Annotated in this window: 13 protein-coding genes and 1 rRNA gene; 2 read left to right on the top strand and 12 right to left on the bottom strand. The window is 71.3% G+C overall.

Annotated features, from left to right (window positions below):
* Positions 1-21 precede the first annotated feature (21 nt).
* The 5 genes from ACWD4G_RS00070 to ACWD4G_RS00050 form a co-directional block, all read right to left on the bottom strand.
* Entirely contained in the window at positions 22-1,158 is a 1,137-nt protein-coding gene (locus tag ACWD4G_RS00070) for a glycosyltransferase family 4 protein (protein ID WP_451289741.1), read from the bottom strand.
* Positions 1,159-1,477: 319 nt separating this feature from the next.
* Positions 1,478-3,220 (bottom strand): DNA repair protein RecN, encoded by a 1,743-nt coding sequence (recN, locus tag ACWD4G_RS00065; protein ID WP_451289740.1) that lies wholly within the window; start codon positions 3,218-3,220, stop codon positions 1,478-1,480.
* 174 nt (positions 3,221-3,394) lie between these two features.
* Positions 3,395-4,303 (bottom strand): NAD kinase, encoded by a 909-nt coding sequence (locus ACWD4G_RS00060; RefSeq protein ID WP_451289739.1) that lies wholly within the window; start codon positions 4,301-4,303, stop codon positions 3,395-3,397.
* On the bottom strand, positions 4,300-5,115 hold the full coding sequence (locus ACWD4G_RS00055) for a TlyA family RNA methyltransferase (RefSeq protein WP_451289738.1): 816 nt from the start codon (positions 5,113-5,115) through the stop codon (positions 4,300-4,302). Before ACWD4G_RS00055 ends, ACWD4G_RS00060 begins: the two co-directional genes overlap by 4 nt.
* A gap of 7 nt (positions 5,116-5,122) precedes the next feature.
* Positions 5,123-5,509 carry a hypothetical protein gene (locus ACWD4G_RS00050; protein WP_451289737.1) on the bottom strand — a complete coding sequence of 129 codons (387 nt, stop codon included), beginning with the start codon at positions 5,507-5,509 and terminating at the stop codon, positions 5,123-5,125.
* 42 nt (positions 5,510-5,551) lie between these two features.
* On the opposite strand from ACWD4G_RS00050, the gene ACWD4G_RS00045 reads away from it, so the two are divergent.
* Positions 5,552-5,899, top strand: a complete 348-nt coding sequence (locus tag ACWD4G_RS00045) for an SCP2 sterol-binding domain-containing protein (RefSeq protein ID WP_451289736.1) — start codon at positions 5,552-5,554, stop codon at positions 5,897-5,899.
* Here the strand turns inward: ACWD4G_RS00045 and ACWD4G_RS00040 are convergent.
* The 4 genes from ACWD4G_RS00040 to ACWD4G_RS00025 all read right to left on the bottom strand — a co-directional run bounded on the left by ACWD4G_RS00040 (position 5,883) and on the right by ACWD4G_RS00025 (position 10,036).
* Complete coding sequence (locus ACWD4G_RS00040; protein WP_451289734.1) at positions 5,883-6,809, bottom strand: ABC transporter ATP-binding protein; 927 nt, start codon at positions 6,807-6,809, stop codon at positions 5,883-5,885. The genes ACWD4G_RS00045 and ACWD4G_RS00040 overlap by 17 nt on opposite strands.
* Entirely contained in the window at positions 6,806-7,855 is a 1,050-nt protein-coding gene (locus ACWD4G_RS00035; RefSeq protein WP_451289733.1) for a FecCD family ABC transporter permease, read from the bottom strand. Before ACWD4G_RS00035 ends, ACWD4G_RS00040 begins: the two co-directional genes overlap by 4 nt.
* Positions 7,856-7,866: 11 nt before the next feature.
* Positions 7,867-8,910: a FecCD family ABC transporter permease gene (locus tag ACWD4G_RS00030; protein WP_451289732.1), complete on the bottom strand. Its 1,044-nt coding sequence runs from the start codon at positions 8,908-8,910 to the stop codon at positions 7,867-7,869.
* Positions 8,911-9,007: 97 nt separating this feature from the next.
* Complete coding sequence (locus ACWD4G_RS00025; protein ID WP_451289731.1) at positions 9,008-10,036, bottom strand: HAD hydrolase-like protein; 1,029 nt, start codon at positions 10,034-10,036, stop codon at positions 9,008-9,010.
* A gap of 150 nt (positions 10,037-10,186) precedes the next feature.
* Between ACWD4G_RS00025 and ACWD4G_RS00020 the strand changes: the two genes are divergently transcribed.
* Positions 10,187-11,479: a DUF1015 family protein gene (locus ACWD4G_RS00020; protein ID WP_451289730.1), complete on the top strand. Its 1,293-nt coding sequence runs from the start codon at positions 10,187-10,189 to the stop codon at positions 11,477-11,479.
* Between the two features lie 92 nt (positions 11,480-11,571).
* Here the strand turns inward: ACWD4G_RS00020 and ACWD4G_RS00015 are convergent, their stop codons facing one another.
* The 3 genes from ACWD4G_RS00015 to rrf form a co-directional block, all read right to left on the bottom strand.
* Positions 11,572-12,438, bottom strand: a complete 867-nt coding sequence (locus ACWD4G_RS00015) for a hypothetical protein (protein ID WP_451290262.1) — start codon at positions 12,436-12,438, stop codon at positions 11,572-11,574.
* Complete coding sequence (locus ACWD4G_RS00010; RefSeq protein WP_451290291.1) at positions 12,330-13,568, bottom strand: hypothetical protein; 1,239 nt, start codon at positions 13,566-13,568, stop codon at positions 12,330-12,332. The genes ACWD4G_RS00015 and ACWD4G_RS00010 overlap by 109 nt, the downstream gene beginning before the upstream one ends.
* A 156-nt stretch (positions 13,569-13,724) precedes the next feature.
* Positions 13,725-13,841 (bottom strand): 5S ribosomal RNA (gene rrf, locus ACWD4G_RS00005).
* Positions 13,842-14,017: the final 176 nt, after the last annotated feature.

Here is a 14,017-nt window from a genome sequence, read left to right as displayed (position 1 = left end):
GGACGGGGGCGGCGGCCCTCCCTACGAAAGCGGCCTCAACTGCGTCAACTCGTCGTAGACGCTGAGCACCTGGGCCACCGTCTCGTCCTCGGTCGGCCAAGTGGTGGTCTGGTGGGTGCCCTTGGCCCGCAGGGCTTCGCGGAGGTCGGGGTCGTCGAGCAGCCGTACGACGGCGTCGGCGAGGGCGGCGGCGTCCTGGTACGGGACGAGTTCGGCACCGTCGCCGACCAGTTCGGGCACGGAACCGACAGCGGCGGCGACAAGCGGCACGCGCGCGTGGAGTGCTTCCTGGGCGAGGACGGAGCGGGCTTCGGGGCCGCCGGGCAACAGCGCGAGGTCGGCGGCGGCGATCAACTCGGAGATGTCGTCGCGCCGCCCGACCAGCCGTACGGGCAACTCCTCGTCCTCGATCCGCTGTTGGAGCACCCCTCGCAACGGCCCCTCACCGGCGACGACGACCAGCGGGGCGGGGTCGAGCCACCGCCATTCGCGGGCGGCGTCGAGGAGGGTGTCGTACCCCCGGTGGCGGTCGAGGGAGCCGACGGCCATGAGCAACGGCCGGTCGGTGGCGCCCAGTTCGGCGCGGGCCTTGGAACGGGAGCGGTCGGGGTCGTCGTCGCCGGCGGCCCGGCGCGGCGCGGTCAGCGCGACGGCGGCGAGCCGGGCGTCCCGCGCGCCCCGGCTGCGGGCCCGGTCGACGAGTTCGGAGGTGGTCCCGAGCACGACGGCGGCGGCCTTGGCGACCCTCCGCTCCAGCAGCTTCAGCAGATGGGCCCGCGCGCCCTCGGCGTGCGACCGGGTGTGCCAGGTGACGACGAGGGGCGTCCGCCTACGGCCGAGCGCGAGGGTGGCCCGGAACCCGGCGTGCAGCCCGTGGGCGTGGACGAGGTCGGCGTCGGCGCAGGCGCTGCGGAGGGCGGCCACGGAGGCGGGGTCGCTGCTGCGGGGGACGGGCACGTGCTGGGCGCCGACGCCGGTGAAGTCGTACTCGCCGTCGGTCTCGCTGGGGGCGCACACGGTGACGCGCACGCCCCGGGCGACAAGCCCCGAGGCCAACGACCGCACATGCGCGCTGCTCACCGCGCTGCCGCCGCCGAGCACTTGCACGGTCCGCAGCGGTGACTGGCCGTGTGGTGAGTGGCTGCTCACGTGGCTCACGTGGCCGGGGCTCCTGGTTCGGGGTGGACAGTCACGAAGAAACGTACAGAACGGTCCGGCGGCGAGAGCGGACCGCGTCAGGCCATTCCCGCGTGGTGCCCTTCTGCGTGGTCTGCGCAGCACGTCTCGCTAAGTCGTACCTGTCCAAGGATGCCAGGCTCCGAGACCATTCCGAGACCACGGCACCCGACGAATCCGAGACCACCGGACAACCCCACCACCGAGGTCACCCACACGAGTGAACCCCCGTATGGGGTTGCCCTTCTACGCCGCTCCCGCCCCGTGAGTTCGCGCCCAGTTCACGCGCCCCGAGGCGTTGTCATCCGTCCGCCCTCGCCGTCGCCAGCAGTTCCTCCGCATGCGCGCGGGCCGTCTCGGAGTCCTCCTGGCCGGCGAGCATGCGGGACAGCTCGCGGACGCGTTCCTCGCCCTCCAGCACCTTGACGCCGGAGCGGGTGACCGAGCCGTCGTTGGTCTTCTCCACGAGCAGCTGGCGGTCGGCGAAGGCGGCCACCTGGGGGAGGTGGGTGACAACGACGACCTGGGCGGACTTGGCGAGTTTGGCCAGACGGCGGCCGATCTCCACCGCCGCCTTGCCGCCGACACCGGCGTCGACCTCGTCGAAGAGGTACGTGGGGACCGGGTCGGTGCCCGCGAACACGACCTCCACCGCGAGCATCACGCGGGAGAGTTCACCGCCCGAGGCGCCCTTGGCGATGGGCCGGGGCGGGGCGCCCGGGTGCGGGGCGAGGAGGAGTTCGACCTCGTCGGCGCCCGACGGGCCGTACGCGACGGGCCGCCCGCCCACCTCGATGCCCTCGGGGTCGCCCGTCTGCCGGATCTCGAACGTCACGCGCGCGTGCGGCATGGCGAGGGAGGCGAGTTCGGCGGTCACGGCGGCGGCGAACCGCTCGGCGGCCTCCGTCCGGGCATCCGTCAACGTCTGTGCCAGACCGCCCAGTTCGCTCCGCAGCGCGTCCCGCTCTGCGGTCAGCTCGTCGATCCGCTCGTCGTCGCCGTCGAGTTCGGTGAGCCGCTGGGCTCCCTGCTCGGCCCAGGCCAGCACGGAGGCGATGTCCTCGCCGTACTTGCGGGTGAGGGCGGTGAGCGCGGCCCGCCGTTCCTCCACGGCCGCCAGCCGGCGCGGATCGGCGTCCAGGTCATCGGCGTATCCGGCCAGTTCCCCGGCCACATCGCCCAGCAGGATGCCGATCTCCCCGATCCGGTCGGCGAGCGAGGCCAGCGCCGGGTCGTGCGACCGTACGGCCTCCAGCGCCCGGTGCGCGCCCGCGACGAGGGTCGCGGCGTCCACGCCCTCGGGGTCCTCGGGGTTGCCCGCGAGCGCGGCGTGCGCGGCCGTCGCGGCGGACGCCAGCGCCTCCGCGTGCCCGAGCCGCTCGGCCTCCTCGGCCAGCTCCACGTCCTCACCGGCACGCGGTTCGACCCCGGCGATCTCGTCGAGGCCGTAGCGCAGCATGTCGGCCTCCTGGGCCCGCTCACGCGCGCGCGTGACGATCTCGTCGAGTTCGACGGAGACGGCCCGCAGCCGCCGGTAGGCCTCCCCGTACTTGGCGAGCGGCCCGGCCACCGCGTCCCCGGCGTACCGGTCGAGCGCGGCCCGCTGCCGGGACAGCTTCAGCAGCCCCTGCTGGTCGGTCTGCCCGTGCACGGCGACCAGTTCGTCGGCCAGCTCCGCGAGCACGCCGACCGGGACGGAACGCCCGCCGAGGTGCGCCCGTGACCGTCCCTCGGCGGAAACGGTACGGCTGATCAGCAGCGCCCCGTCGTCGAGTTCGGCCCCGGCCTCCTCGGCCCGGACGACCGCCGTCGCGCCCTCGGGCATGGCGATACGCCCCTCGACGACCGCGTTCTTCGCACCGATCCGCACGAGCGCCGGGTCCGCCCGACCGCCGAGCAACAGCCCGAGACTGGTGACGACCATGGTCTTGCCGGCACCCGTCTCACCCGTCACGGCAGTGAACCCGGGCGACAACTCGACGACCGCGTCGTCGATGACTCCGAGCGACCGTATCCGCATCTCCTCCAACACGGACACGACCATACGAGGTCGGACAGGGAAACCGCGACGCCCCCCGTCACCAATGTCACCCCGGCGAGCTACAGCGCCCCTTAAGGGGCGCGGGGCTGTGTCGATTTGCGGCTCCGCCGCGTGGGCGCGAGCAACCACGACGAGCCCGCAGCCGCTGACGAGTCCCCACCATCCCCCACAGAGCGTCTAGTGCGGGGCCCCTCTCCACCCAGAAACAGGCAACGCGAACTTCGCCACAAGCCGGTCAGTGAACGACGCATGATGAAGCCGAGCCAACCGCACCGGCACAGCCCCCCGCCGCACCTCAACCCGCGCCCCCGGCGGCAGCTCAACAGTCCGCCGCCCATCACACCAGAGCACCCCAGGCGGAATATGAGGCAGCACCTCCACCGCCAACACGGAATTCGGCGAAGTCACCAACGGCTTCGCGAACAACGCGTGCGCGGAGATCGGCACCATCAACAACGCCTCGACCTCGGGCCACACCACAGGCCCACCGGCGGAGAACGCGTACGCGGTCGACCCGGTCGGCGTGGACAGCACGATCCCGTCGCACCCGAACCCGGTCACCGGCCGCCCGTCGATCTCAAGGACGACTTCGAGCAGCTTCTCGGCGCCCGCCTTCTGCACGGCCGCCTCATTGAGCGCCCAGTCCGTATGAACGATGTCCCCGTTCTGGTGAACGACGACATCGACGGTCATCCGCTCCTCGACCTCGTACGACTTACTGACGACCCGGTCGACGACCTTGTCGAGGTCGTCGCGCTCGGCCTCGGCGAGGAAGCCGACGCTGCCGAGGTTGACGCCGAGCATCGGCACCCCGGAGGCGCGGGCGAACTCGGCGCCGCGCAGCAGGGTCCCGTCACCGCCGAGGACGATCAGCAGCTCACACCCGTCGAGGCACTGCGGAGTGGCCTCCTTGACCAGCTCCACCTCCTCGGGCACCGGGATGTCCTCGGCCTCGTGCGCCAGCACGCGTACACCGAGGCCGTGATGGAGCAGCCCCTTCACCACCAGCTCCGCACTGCGGATGGCCGCGGGCCGCCCGGTGTGGGTGAGCAGGAAAACAGTTCGAGTTCGGTCCTGGGTGGTCAACGCGGCCCCTCCGCCACTGCTCGGTCGACGTCGGCCGGGTCCAGTTCGGGTGCCCCGGCTCGCAGCCACAGAAAGTACTCGACATTGCCCGACGGCCCGGGCAGCGGGCTGGCTGTCACGCCCTTCACGCCGAGCCCCAACTCCCCCGCTTTCAGGGCGACTCCACGCACGGCTTCGGCGCGCAGCCCGGGGCTGCGTACGACGCCCCCGCTGCCCAGCCGCTCCTTGCCCACCTCGAACTGCGGTTTGACCATCATCACCAGATCGGCATCCGGTTTCGCGCACCGCACCAGGGCGGGCAGTACCAGGCCGAGCGGGATGAAGGACAGATCCCCCACGACTAGATCCACAGGCTCCCCATCGATCGCTTCGAGCGTCAACTCGCGTACGTTCGTACGGTCCTTGACGGTGACGCGTTCATCGCTCTGGAGAGTCCACGCGAGTTGTCCGTATCCGACGTCCACGGCGACGACGTGCGCGGCACCGGCGCGCAGCAGTACGTCGGTGAAACCGCCGGTGGAGGCGCCGGCGTCCAGCGCCCGCCGGCCCTTGACCTCCAGCCCGTGCGGAACGAAGGCCTCCAGGGCTCCGGCGAGCTTGTGGCCGCCGCGCGAGACGTACTCGGGGTCGCCGTCGTCGGCCTGGACCACGATCGCGGCGGCGGTCTCGACCTGGGTGGCGGGCTTGGTCGCGACGGTCTTGCCGACGGTGACGCGCCCGGCGGCGATCAGCTGGCTCGCGTGCTCACGCGACCGTGCCAGCTTCCGCCGGACCAGTTCGGCGTCCAGACGGCGGCGTGCGACTCCTGCCACGGTGGGTTCAGCTCCTGCGGTCGTGCGGGTAGGGGGACGGTGCTGGGGGCGCCGAGGGTCCCGGGCGGGCGTCGAGCGCTGTGAGCGTGTCGCGCAGCCCCCGATGTACATCCTCGTACACCTCGACATGGCCGTCGGTGGCGAGGTGGTCGGCGTCGGTCAGCCGGGCCAGCGCGGCATCGACCTCCGGGTGCCCGGTGGCGGGCCGGGGCACGTTCAGCGGGGCGGGGGCGGCGGGGTCGTACTCGTCCTCGACGACGGCCTCCGGAGCCTCGGCCTCCACCGCCGGAACGTTGGATTCCATAGCCGGAACCACGGTTTCCGTAGCTGGAACCTCACCCTCCGGAATCACCGCTTCCGCCCGGGCCTCGCGCTCGGGCACAGAGTCGTTCATGCCCAGACGCTACCCCGAAGCCCTGCTGTACCGTCGATCGCGATGGCCACCACTGAGGAGTGCCGTGCCGCACTCGACAAGCTCTCGGACAACATGCAGCGGGCCGACGGGGACGTGCGCGAAGCCGCCGCCCTGGACCGGTCGCTGAGCTGCCGTATCACCGACCTGGACACCACCTTCGTCGGCCGCCTCAAGGACGGCCGTATCGAGGTGCTGGAGACCCTCCAGGGCCCACCGCCGCAGAAGGCGGAGATCCGGCTGACCATGACCGGCGACGATCTGGTCGCCATGGTCGACGGCGAGCTGAACTTCGCCAGGGCCTGGGGTGCGGGCCGGGTGAAGCTGGAGGCCGGCTTCCGCGACCTGCTCCGGCTCAGGAAGCTTCTTTGACGGCCACCTTCTCGGCCTTCGTCTCGGCCTTCTCGTCGGCCTTGGGCCGCCCCTCGCGTTTTTTGCGCGCCGCCGGTACCACCAGCGGCGTGCCCGTCTCCGGGTCGTCGATGATCTGGCAGCGCAGTCCGAAGACCTCCTCCACCAACTCGGCGGTGACGATCTCGGAGGGGGCGCCCTCGGCGATGACCTCGCCGCCGCGCAGGGCGATGAGATGGGTGGCGTAGCGGGCGGCGTGGTTGAGGTCGTGCAGCACGGCGACGAGCGTGCGGCCCTGCTCCTCGTGGAGTTCGGCGCACAGGTCGAGTACGTCGATCTGGTGCTGGATGTCGAGGTAGGTGGTCGGCTCGTCGAGCAGCAGCAGCGGGGTCTGCTGGGCGAGGGCCATGGCAATCCAGACGCGCTGCCGCTGACCGCCGGACAGCTCGTCCACGTAACGGTCGGCCAGCTCGGCGACCCCGGTGGACTCCATCGACTCCCGGACGACCCGCTCGTCCTCGGTGGACCACTGCCGCAGCAGCCCCTGATGCGGATACCGGCCACGCCCGACGAGGTCGCCGACCGTGATGCCGTCCGGCGCGATCGACGACTGCGGCAGCAGACCCAGCGTCCGGGCGACCTTCTTCGCCGGCATCGACTGGATGACCTGTCCGTCGAGCAGCACCCGGCCCTGGGCCGGCCTCAGCATCCGTGAAAGGGCGCGCAGCAGCGTGGACTTGCCGCAGGCGTTGGGGCCGACGATCACGGTGAACGAGTTGTCGGGGATCTCCACCGACAGCTGCTCGGCGATGACCCGCTGGTCATAGGCGAGGGTGACGTTCTCGGCGGACAGGCGGTTCACAGTGCTCCTCTTGTTGTTCGCGTTCGCCTTGTTCACATTCGCCTTGTTCACATTCGCCGACGCGCTCATATCCGCCCCGCCTTCCGCTCGGTCACCAGCAGCCACAGCAGATAGACACCGCCGAGTACGCCGGTCACGACGCCCACCGGCAGCTGATCGGCGCCGAATGCCCGCTGCGAGGCCCAGTCGGCGACGACCAGCAGGGTGGCGCCCATGAAGATCGAGGGAACCAGGTTGGGGCCCGGGGAGCGGGTGAGCCGCTTGGCGAGCTGGGGCGCGGTGAGGGCCATGAAGCTGACGGGGCCCGCTGCGGCGGTGGCCCCGGCGGTGAGCAGTACGGCCGACACCAGCAGCAGCATCCGTACCCGCTCGACACGCACCCCGAGGGCGTACGACACGTCGTCGCCCATCTCCATCATCCGCAGCCCGCGCGCGTTGCCGAGCACCAGCGGCACGAGGATCGCGCACATGATGAGCAGCGGCCAGACCTGGGTCCAGTCACGGCCGTTGAGTGAGCCGGTCATCCACACGACGGCACGGGCCGCGTCGACGAGGTCGGCCTTGGTGATCAGATAGCCGTTGACGGCGGTGACGACGGCGGAGACACCGATGCCGACCAGCACGAGCCGGTAGCCGTGCACTCCGCGCTTCCAGGCCAGCAGGTAGATCGCGAACCCGGTGCCGAGGCCGCCCACCAGCGCGCCGAGGGCGACCTGTCCCGCGCTCCCGGAGAACAGCACGATCATGACGAGCGCCCCGGCCGTGGCACCCTGCGAGAGGCCGAGGACATCCGGACTGCCCAGCGGATTGCGGGAGATGGACTGGAACAGCGCCCCGCCGAGTCCCAGCGAGGCCCCCACCAGCAGCCCGACGAGGACGCGCGGCAGCCGCAGCTCGTTGACGATGAACTCCTGGCCCGCGTCCCCATGGCCGAGCAACGTCCTGAGGACGTCGCCGGCCGGGATCGGGAAGTCGCCGGTGCCGATCAGTACGACACTCGCGGCGAGCCCCGCCACCACCAGCAGCACGACGACGGTGAGCGCCCGTACATCGAGGCGGACCGACAGCCCACCGGGCGTCCGCACGGCCCGGTTCCGCGGGGCCGGCTTGCTCATGACCTGGGTCTTCACAGCTGTGCCGTCCTCCGCCGTCGTACGAGAAAGATGAAGACCGGCCCGCCGATGATCGCGGTGATGATGCCGACCTGGAGCTCAGCCGGGCGCGCGACGATCCGGCCGATGACATCGGCGCCGAGCAGCAGCACGGGCGACAGGACGGTCGCGTACGGCAGAATCCAGCGCAGGTCGGGCCCGGTGAAGGACCGTACGGCGTGCGGGACCATCAGTCCGACGAACGCGATCGGCCCGCAGGCGGCGGTCGCGGCACCGCACAGCACGGTGGCGGCGGCCATGGAGAGGGCACGGGTGCGGGCCAGGTTGGCGCCGAGGGCGCGGGCGGTGTCGTCGCCCATGGCCACGGCGTTGAGCGGCCGGGCGAGGAGCAGCGCGACGACCGTGCCGACCGCGAGGAACGGCAGGACGTGCACGATGGTCTCGTCGGTGGCCGAGGCCAGCGAACCGACCGTCCAGAAACGCATCTTGGACAGCGCCGCGTTGTCCATGATCATCACGGCCTGGAGATAACCGTAGAGCGCGGCGGTCAGCGCCGTACCGGCGAGTGCGAGCCGCACCGGTGTCGCGCCCCGGCTGCCGCCGAGGAACCACACCAGTGCCCCGACCCCGGCCGCGCCGAAGAACGCGAACCACACATATCCGGTCAGCGAGGTGACGCCGAAGTAGGTGATGGCGGTGACCACGGCGGCGGACGCGCCCGCGTTGATGCCGAGCAGCCCCGGGTCGGCCAGCGGGTTCCGGGTCAGCGCCTGGAGCACGGCACCGGCGAGGCCGAGCGCGGCTCCGGCGAGCAGCCCGAGGAGGGTGCGCGAGATCCGCTCCCCGACGACGACATCGCCGTAGGTCCCCGTGTCCTGGAACAGACCGTGCCAGACCTGCTCCAACGACAGCGACTTGGCGCCGATCGCGATGCTGGCCGCCGCGACCAGGGCCAGGACGAGAACGGACAGGAGGAGGCCGACAGGACGTATCGCCCGACGGCTCGGGGGCGCGGGAGCGGTCTCCGCGCTCGGTTCAGGGGGACTGTCGACCAACACCCGGTTAGGTTAGCCTATCCTCCTATTTTGACTCGATCCCGCTCCACCGGATCTGGCCCCAGGGCACCGAACCGTCCCTCCCCTGGCCTCCGCGGGCTCACAACCCCAGCCGAGCCAGCGCCTTCTCCCCGTCCAGCTCGCACGAGCCCTCCCCGGCCGCCGTCCAAGCCGCCGCGCACAGCGCCCGCAGCCCGTCCAAGGCCTCGCCGTCACCGTCCAGTTCGAGCCGGTCCGCGCCCGCCGTCGCCGTCCAGCCGCCGCAGCGGAAGCCGGGGCCCGCCTCGACGACCTCCGGCTGCCCGGTGAGCAGCCCCCGCAGATCGGCGTCGACATACGTCGGCCGGTGCTGCGGCGGCGCGGCCAGCAGCTGGGCGCCGTCCGTGACGCCGGTCAGGACGAGCAGCGAGTCGACCTCCCCGTTGAACGCCCCCTCGATGTCCGTGTCCAGCCGGTCCCCGACCACCAACGGCCGCTCGGCGCCGGTCCGCAGGATCGTCTCCCGGTGCATCGGCGGCAACGGCTTGCCCGCCACCTGCGGCTCGGCACCGGTCGCTATCCGGACGACCTGCACGGCGGCCCCATTGCCCGGTGCGATACCCCGCGCGCTCGGAATCGTCAGATCGGTGTTCGACGCGAACCACGGCACCCCGCGCGCGATGGCATAGCAGGCCTCCGCGAACCGCCCCCAGGGCAGCTCGGGCCCGCCGTACCCCTGCACCACCGCCACCGGCTCGTCCTCGGCCGACTCGACCGGCTCCAACCCCCGCTCCCGCAACGCGACCCGCAGCCCCTCACCCCCGATGACCAGCACCCGAGCCCCGGCGGGCACCTGCTCGCTGATCAGCCGGGCCACGGCCTGCGCGGACGTGATGACATCACCGGCGTCGGTCGGTATACCCAGCGCGGTCAGATGCGCGGCAACCGTCTCGGGCGTCCGCAGCGCGTTGTTGGTCACGTACGCGAGATGCATCCCGCCCGCGCGAGCCGTCCCCAGCGACTCCACGGCATACGCGATCGCGCTCCCACCCGCGTACACCACCCCGTCCAGATCGAGCAGCGCCGTGTCGTACGCCTCGCTCAGGGCTCGCCCGCTGCCGTCGGGCCGTGTCCTGACTGCCTGGCTCATCGCTCACCGCTCCTCGCTCGACCGCCGCTCTCACGACGCGTACGCACTCGTCCATCAATCGTCTCGATAATCGTCTCGATCGCTGCCCCCGATCATCGCGCATCCCACTGACAGCCACCCGAAGGACGCCCGCGCACTTACGATGCATCAATGAACAACGCAGGTCCCGCGCAGGAGATCCCGGCACGCAGCGGCCTCGAACTGACCCCGTTCCGGGGGCTTCGCTACGACCCCGACCGGGTCGGCAGCCTGGCCGCCGTGACATCACCGCCGTACGACGTGGTCGTACGGCCGGACGGTCTGCTCCACCTCGAATCCGCCGACCCGCACAACATCGTCCGTCTGATACTCCCCCAGGCCAGTACTCCCGCGGCCCGCAACGAACAGGCGGCCGACACCCTGCGCGACTGGCTCGCCAAGGGCGTCCTGGCCCCCGACACCGAGCCCGGCCTCTACGTCTACGAGCAGGCCGACGGCACCATCCTGCAGCGCGGCCTGATCGGCGCCCTGCGCCTCTCGGAGCCTTCCGACGGCGTGGTCCTGCCCCACGAGGACGTCATGCCGCACATCATCGCGGACCGCGCGGACCTGATGCGTGCCACCTCCACCAACCTCGAACCCCTGCTCCTGACCTATCGGGGCAACGGCCCGACAACCGGCGCGACCTCCGTGGTGGAGCGCACCACCGAGGCCCCGCCCCTCCTCTCCACCACCACGGAGGACGGCTTCAGCCACCGCCTGTGGGCGGTCACCGACCCCGCCGACCTCGCCGCGATCCAGTCGGACCTCGCCCACCACCAGGCCCTCATAGCCGACGGCCACCACCGCTGGGCCACCTACCTCCGGCTACGCGCGGAGCACCCCTCCCCCAGCCCCTGGGACTACGGCCTGGTCCTCCTGGTGGACACCGCCCGCTACCCCCTGCGCGTCCGCGCCATCCACCGCCTCCTGCACCAACTCCCGGTCGCCGACGCCCTGACCGCCCTCGACGGCCTGTTCCGCGTACGACACCTGGACGTGCCGCTCCCGAAGGCCCTGGACGCCCTCGCCGAAGCGGCCTCCACCGGCAACGCCTTCCTCCTCGCCGGCGACGGCACCTTCCACCTCGTCGACGGCCCGGACCCGGCCCTCCTCACCCGTACGATCCCGGCCGACCGCCCGCCCGCCTGGCGCACCCTCGACGCGACGGTCCTGCACGCCACGCTCCTCGACCACATCTGGCACATCCCCGAGGACTCACCAGCGCACATCGCCTACATCCACGACACGGCGGCCACCGTCGCCAAGGCCGAACGCGACGGCGGCACAGCGGTCCTGATGCACCCGGTCCACGAGGACGTCGTACGCGACCTGGCCCGCCAGGGCATCACCATGCCCCGCAAGTCCACGTCCTTCGGCCCGAAACCGGCATCGGGCCTGGTCCTCCGCACGCTGGCGTTCTGACCGCCGGGCCATAGCGGCACGGGGAGACGGAAAAGGGGCGGGTCCCGTCAAACGGAACCCGCCCTTCGTCACACCCACATGCCTACGACACGTCAGTCGTCCTTGCTGCCCTCATCGGCCTCGTCGGCCTTGTCGGCCTTGTCATCCTCGTCGTCGACATCGGCGTCACGGTCGTCGTCCTTGTCGGCCTCGACGACGTCGATGGCGTCGTCCGCGTCCTCGGTCTCGTTCCCGCTCTCGTTCCCGCTCTCGCGGTCGGCCGGCGCCGCGTCCTCGGTCTCGTCCAGGGCGTCGACGAACTCCACGCCGTCCAGCTCGGCGAGCCGGTCCGAGGCGTCCGTGCTGCCGTCCTTGTCGGACTCGACGGCCTTGGCGAACCACTCACGCGCCTCACCCTCACGCCCGGCCTCCAGCAGCGCGTCGGCGTAGGCGTACCGCAGCCGCGCGGTCCAGGGCTGTACGGAGTTGGAGGCCAGCTCGGGGCTCTGCAGGGTGACGATGGCGGCGTCGAGCTGGTCCATGTCCCGCCGAGCACCGGCCGCGACCAGCCGCATCTCGACCTGCCCGGCCTTGTCCAGCTTGTGCACCTCGGGCGCCCCGGCCATGTCCAGCGCCTTCTCGGGCCGCCCGAGACCACGCTCGCAGTCGGCCATGACGGGCCACAGGTCGACGTTGCCGGTCATCCGCCGCGCGGCCCGGAACTCGGCGAGCGCCTCGCTGTACTTCTGGTTCGCGTACGCCGCGAAGCCGGCCGCCTCACGCACGGCGGCGACACGCGACGCCAGCCGCAGGGCGACCCTGGAGTACCCGTAGGCACCCTCGGGGTCCTCGTCGATGAGCCGGGCGACCATCACCAGGTTCTTGGCGACATCGTCCGCGAGTGTCTTGGGCAGACTCTGCAGCTCCTGCCGTACGTCCTTGTCGATCTCCTCGCCGGTGACGTCCTCGGGGATCGGCAGCCGCTTGATCGGCTCACGATCCCGGTCCCGCTCATCCCGGAAACGCCCACCGCCGCGCCGGTCGTCGCCCCTACGGTCGTCACGCCCGTCACGCCCCCGGAAGCCACCGGGCCGACCGCCCCGGTCGTCACGCCGGGGCCCACGCCCACGGTCGTCCCCGCGCCGGTCGTCCCGCCCACGGAAGCCGCCGCGCTCGCCGCCACGGCTGTCGTCGCGCCAGAAGCCACTGCGGTCGTCGTCGCGCCGGAAGCCGCTACGGTCGTCGTCGCGGCGGTACGAGGGGCGGTCGCCCTCACGCCGGTCACCACGGTCGTCACGCCGGAAGCCCCGATCACGGTCACGGTCACGATCGCGGTCCCGGTCGTCCCGACGGAAACCTCCCCGGTCCCCACCATCACGGCGGTCATCCCTGCGGTCATCACGCCGGAACGCGGGCCGGTCATCACGTCGGCCGAAGCCACCACGCTCATCGTCACGGCGGAACGCCGGACGCGCACCACGGTCGTCCCCACGTCGGTCATCGCGGCGGTCGTCCCCGCGCCGGTCGTCCCGCCCACGGAAGCCGCCGCGCTCGCCGCCACGGCTGTCGTCGCGCCGGAAGCCACTGCGGTCGTCGTCGCGGCGGTACGAGGGACGGTCGCCCTCACGCCGGTCACCACGGTCGTCACGCCGGAAGCCCCGATCACGGTCACGGTCCCGATCGCGGTCCCGGTCGTCCCGACGGAAACCTCCCCGGTCCCCACCATCACGGCGGTCGTCCCTACGGTCATCACGCCGGAACGCGGGCCGGTCATCACGCCGGCCGAAGCCACCACGCTCATCGTCACGGCGGAAGCCGGGACGGTCTCCGTCCCTCCGGAAGCCGCTGTCGCGGTCACGATCCCGGTCGCGGTCATCGCGACGTGGGCCGCCGGAACGGTCGTCCCGACGGAACGCCGGGCGAGGGCCACGGTCACTGTCACGGCGGTCGTCCCGCCCACGGAACCCACCGCGCTGTTCGCCACCACGACGGTCGTCACCACGGCGGTCGTCACTACGACGATCATCGCGGCGGCCGTAACCACCGCGGTCGTTACGGTCGTTGTCGCGCCGGTCGTTGTCCCGGCGCGGTCCGCCGCGGTAGCCACCACGGTCACCACTGTCCCGTCGCCGTTGGTCGCGCTCCGGTCGGTCGTCGGGAGAGTTGGTGGACATGATGACTCCTGTCTTCGGTACCGCAAGCATAGTAAAAACAAAAGGACCCCTGGTCCCAGCTGAACGCTGGGACCAGGGGTCCTCCAAATATTGTTCGGCGGCGTCCTACTCTCCCACAGGGTCCCCCCTGCAGTACCATCGGCGCTTTGAGGCTTAGCTTCCGGGTTCGGAATGTAACCGGGCGTTTCCCTCACGCTATGACCACCGAAACCCTAATGGTTTCGAGCGAACAAGCACACTCTTTACTTATGCGTTCTGCTCAAACCGACAACGGTCGTTGTCTCAGAACTAACACAGTGGACGCGAGCAACTGAGGACAAGCCCTCGGCCTATTAGTACCAGTCAACTCCACCCGTTACCGGGCTTCCATACCTGGCCTATCAAC

The sequence above is a fragment of the Streptomyces sp. NPDC002643 genome, from assembly GCF_053592555.1.
This window is presented reverse-complemented; position numbering and strand designations above follow the sequence as displayed.

Excerpts from the sequence above, each read along its gene's own strand:
- recN (WP_451289740.1), bottom strand. The coding sequence starts at position 3,220 with ATGGTCGTGTCCGTGTTGGAGGAGATGCGGATACGGTCGCTCGGAGTC.
- ACWD4G_RS00050 (WP_451289737.1), bottom strand. The coding sequence starts at position 5,509 with ATGAACGACTCTGTGCCCGAGCGCGAGGCCCGGGCGGAAGCGGTGATT.
- ACWD4G_RS00045 (WP_451289736.1), top strand. The coding sequence starts at position 5,552 with ATGGCCACCACTGAGGAGTGCCGTGCCGCACTCGACAAGCTCTCGGAC.
- ACWD4G_RS00040 (WP_451289734.1), bottom strand. The coding sequence starts at position 6,809 with ATGAGCGCGTCGGCGAATGTGAACAAGGCGAATGTGAACAAGGCGAAC.
- ACWD4G_RS00035 (WP_451289733.1), bottom strand. The coding sequence starts at position 7,855 with ATGAGCAAGCCGGCCCCGCGGAACCGGGCCGTGCGGACGCCCGGTGGG.
- ACWD4G_RS00025 (WP_451289731.1), bottom strand. The coding sequence starts at position 10,036 with ATGAGCCAGGCAGTCAGGACACGGCCCGACGGCAGCGGGCGAGCCCTG.
- ACWD4G_RS00020 (WP_451289730.1), top strand. The coding sequence starts at position 10,187 with ATGAACAACGCAGGTCCCGCGCAGGAGATCCCGGCACGCAGCGGCCTC.